Below are 3,767 nucleotides of genomic sequence, written 5' to 3'. Positions count from 1 at the left end.
GGGCTTGTTGATGCTCTCGATTGGCATCGAAGTCATAGGGGCGGGAATTAAAGGTCTATTCCCCGGTGTGATGGCTTAACTGGCTCTAATTAAATAAGAAAGGCACCGTTAGGTGCCTTTTTTGTATATACCTGCTCGGTTTAAGAAGGTTAACTCGCTAAAGTTCTCGATTTAATTCAATCATTGAACCTGATTTCGGGCTGAACAAGTGTTGATGCAGCCTTGCTGCAAACTCATCTGTCATTCCTGAGATATAGTCCGCTATCACCCGATGACAGTTTAACCCTTTGTGTTGGGCTTCTTTCCAGCGTTCTTGAGTGTTTGTCGGCAATAAACGTTCTGGATCCGATATAAACGCCTCAAACAACTCCATGACTATTTGTTGACCCTTATACTCAAGCATCTGTATTTCAGGCTTTCGAATAACATATTGATAAACAAATTGTTTAAGGATCTCCAGAGCTTCATTGAAATCACTCTCTAATGCAGCATTATATCTTAGTAGTGGCTCACTAAACTTTATATTTTCGGTAATGGAAATGGCAGTTACAAAACCATTAACCAAAGTTCCAATGGCATCTTTTCTTAGATGGTGTTTACTAGAGAAAAGCCTTTCACCTATAGTCGTAAACTCATTTTTGATCCAACAGTCTTGGCTTTGTTTTAGCTTGTTCTCTACATCTTTAGTCCACTGTTCGCGGGTAACGATCCCCATAACGATCGCGTCTTCTAGATCATGAACCGCATAAGCAATATCATCGGCCAGCTCCATGATTGAGCAGTCAAAGGACTTATATTGAGTTCGGCGGTGAACTGATCCCTCTACCAACTGATGAGAAAGAAACAGAGTTTTATCTGCTTCTGATAATGGCGCTAATACCCAGTCTAAGATCTCTTGGTCATCATCAAATAATCCTTTAACGGGTGGCCATTGTGAGGGCTTTAACTGTCTAAAATGACAGACTTCTTTGTGGGGAAGCTTGCGTTGTAACAGACTATAAGGAGCTGGATACTTGAGCACACCGAGCAATGTACGTCGGCAGAGGTTCATTCCATAATATTCGGTATAGGGTTCGATTCTGGTTAAGATCCTAAAGGTTTGTCCGTTACCCTCAAAGCCGCCATGGTCGCGCATCATATAGTTAAGTGCCACTTCACCACCATGTCCAAAGGGCGGGTGGCCAATATCGTGGGCTAGGCACAAAGATTCTATCAAGCTCATGGAATCAAGTAATGCATCTTGTTGTGGGTGTTTCTGTTTTAGCTGAGCACGGATCCCAGTACCAATTTGGCTAACCTCAAGCGAATGGGTTAAACGAGTTCGGTAGAAATCATTTAGGCCGACACCAAGCACCTGCGTCTTAGCTTGCAAACGTCTAAAGGCTGCTGAGTGGAGTATTCGAGCACGATCTCGTTGATACGGGCTACGATGGTCGTTGCGTCTATGTTTGTCTTCAATTAAACGTCTCTCATGCCAAGGTGTAATATCCATGTGCCTTCCTTTGTCAGACTTATAGCAGCTTATTGATATCATCCAAATCGAGAGTGAAGCTTGGGATGAAGCATTCAATGAAATAGTTTACTGCTGGATTAGGATCGTTTTTAAGACTCTGCTCTAATCGCTTCTGCGCGGTATTAAACTCAGTATTGCCGGCCCGACGCTCTTCTAGGCATTTTAAATAAGCACAAAGTGTATCAGCTGACTTTACTAATGTTTTATATCGGCTGTCTGCGTGCTCACTAGTTAACAGCGCCTGATAGTCTTCTTTAAACTCTTCGGGGACCATCTCCAGTAAACGATGCTCTGCTATCGCCTCTATTTTTTTATATTCGGCTTCAATCTCTTTATTAAAGTATTTGACTGGGGTTGGCAGATCACCAGTCAGTATTTCACTAGCATCGTGGAAGATTGCGATGGTAGCGGCTTGGTTAGGATCATAGTTACCGTCAAATTTTTTGTTGCTAATAATTGCAAGTGAATGCGCTACCATAGCGACTTGAAGCGAATGTTCCTGAACGTTTTCTGTTCTAACGTTGTACATAAGTGGCCAGCGTTGAATTAATTTCATTCTAGCTAGGTGGGCAAATAAATGGCTCATTAGTTTCCTTACATCATGTGAGAACCTATTGAGATTATCATAATCACTTCAATAAAAAACGACCCTAAGGTCGTTTTATCAATAAAAGTAGTTCTCACCTAGAAATGGAAAATCTATTGTTTATATCCATCCAGGAACTCACCAAACTCACCCAGTGCTTTGGCTAATTCATCTTTATAAGGCAAGAAGACAACGCGTAAGTGATCAGGCTCAGGCCAATTGAATGCAGTGCCTTGTACTAACAGTATCTTTTTTTCTTTGAGTAAATCGAGCACTAAACGCTCGTCATCTCGTAAATTGAACTTCTTCTGATCCAATTTTGCGAAAGCATAAAGAGCGCCTTTGGGTTTAACGACACTGATCCCTGGGATCTGATTGAGCATCTCAACACAGGTATCTCGTTGTTCTCGCAGGCGTCCACCAGGCTGTACTAACTCTTGGATACTTTGATAGCCTCCGAGCGCGGTTTGTATGGCATGCTGATTGGGTACATTGGCACATAAGCGCATTGACGCCAACATGTCTAAACCTTCTATATAGCTTTTTGCAGACTTTAAGTTACCAGTAAGCATCATCCAGCCAACTCGAAAGCCTGCAGCCCGGTAAACTTTTGACAGGCCGTTAAAAGTTACGGTTAATATGTCAGTAGAAAGGCTCGCTGACGGAATATGCTCGGCGTCGTCGTATAAGATTTTATCGTAGATCTCATCGCTAAATAAAATCATGTCATTCTGCCTACACAACTCGATGACTTCTAGGATCAACTCTTTTGAATAAACGGCTCCCGTGGGGTTATTTGGGTTAATCAGCACAATCCCGCGAGTACGCGGGGTGATTTTACTTTTGATATCGTCAATATCAGGAAACCAGTCAGACTCTTCATCACAGCGGTAGTGTTGCGCTTTACCACCAGACAAATGCACTGCAGCTGTCCAAAGAGGGTAATCGGGAGAGGGGATAAGCACTTCATCATCGCTGTTTAATAGCCCCTGCATCGCCATTACAATCAACTCGGATACACCGTTGCCGATATAGATATCTTCTATATCGACTCCAAATATACCTTGGGATTGATAATGCTGAACGATCGCCTTTCTGGCTGAAAAGAGTCCCTTTGATTCACAATACCCCTGTGCGCTTGGCAGGTTTAAAATGACATCGCGAACTATCTCTTCAGGCGCTTCAAATCCAAAGGGAGCAGGGTTACCAATATTGAGCTTTAAGATCCGGTGACCTTCATCCTCTAATCTTCTTGCTTCTTTATGCACTGGGCCACGAATATCGTAGCAGACAGAGTCCAATTTAGTGGATTTGATAATAGGGCGCATCTATACCTCGAAATGCTTTAAAAATGAGTCAATTGTCTTAAGGACATTATGCAATGAACAATAACTAAAATGACCTTACAAAGATAGCGTTAAATAAGGTTGTCATTAGCTGTTTGCGCTAACCGAGGTGTGAATTACGTGCAAAATCGGAAGATAATGCTGTGAGTATGCTTGTGCGCGAGTGTTATGTACTGCTCTTGCGTCTGTCCGCCGATTATCTTAATTAACTGTACGGTGTCACAAATGAGTAAATAATACCAATTGCATTAAAAGTTTGACCATTCAGCGGGAATTCAAAACGTTGTAGGCAAGTTGTGGGATTTGAGCTAATAGTTATTCT

At 42.3% G+C, this 3,767-nt stretch carries 3 protein-coding genes and 1 pseudogene; 1 reads left to right on the top strand and 3 read right to left on the bottom strand.

Annotation, left to right across the window (positions count from 1 at the left end):
* Positions 1 to 79, top strand: a pseudogene (locus tag AB4238_RS05240) (MarC family protein); the annotation flags it as partial.
* 78 nt (positions 80 to 157) lie between these two features.
* Here the strand turns inward: AB4238_RS05240 and AB4238_RS05235 are convergent.
* From AB4238_RS05235 to AB4238_RS05225, 3 genes are all read right to left on the bottom strand, one after another.
* A complete protein-coding gene (locus tag AB4238_RS05235) occupies positions 158 to 1,492 on the bottom strand; it encodes an anti-phage deoxyguanosine triphosphatase (RefSeq protein WP_372032035.1) in 1,335 nt (444 codons plus the stop codon).
* Between the two features lie 19 nt (positions 1,493 to 1,511).
* Complete coding sequence (yfbR, locus tag AB4238_RS05230; protein WP_372032034.1) at positions 1,512 to 2,099, bottom strand: 5'-deoxynucleotidase; 588 nt, start codon at positions 2,097 to 2,099, stop codon at positions 1,512 to 1,514.
* A gap of 113 nt (positions 2,100 to 2,212) precedes the next feature.
* The gene (locus AB4238_RS05225) at positions 2,213 to 3,427 is read right to left on the bottom strand and encodes a pyridoxal phosphate-dependent aminotransferase (RefSeq protein ID WP_372032032.1); all 1,215 of its coding nucleotides are present in this window, start codon (positions 3,425 to 3,427) and stop codon (positions 2,213 to 2,215) included.
* Between the last annotated feature and the right edge of the window lie 340 nt (positions 3,428 to 3,767).

The sequence above is a fragment of the Shewanella sp. 10N.286.45.A1 genome, assembly GCF_041470405.1.
In the GTDB taxonomy this organism is placed as follows: domain Bacteria; phylum Pseudomonadota; class Gammaproteobacteria; order Enterobacterales; family Shewanellaceae; genus Shewanella.
Note: the sequence above shows the minus strand (reverse complement) of the source record. Positions and strands in the feature narration are given on the sequence as shown.

Bases quoted from the DNA above. Each gene is read 5' to 3' on its own strand.
- AB4238_RS05235 (WP_372032035.1), bottom strand. From the start codon at position 1,492: ATGGATATTACACCTTGGCATGAGAGACGTTTAATTGAAGACAAACAT.
- yfbR (WP_372032034.1), bottom strand. From the start codon at position 2,099: ATGAGCCATTTATTTGCCCACCTAGCTAGAATGAAATTAATTCAACGC.
- AB4238_RS05225 (WP_372032032.1), bottom strand. From the start codon at position 3,427: ATGCGCCCTATTATCAAATCCACTAAATTGGACTCTGTCTGCTACGAT.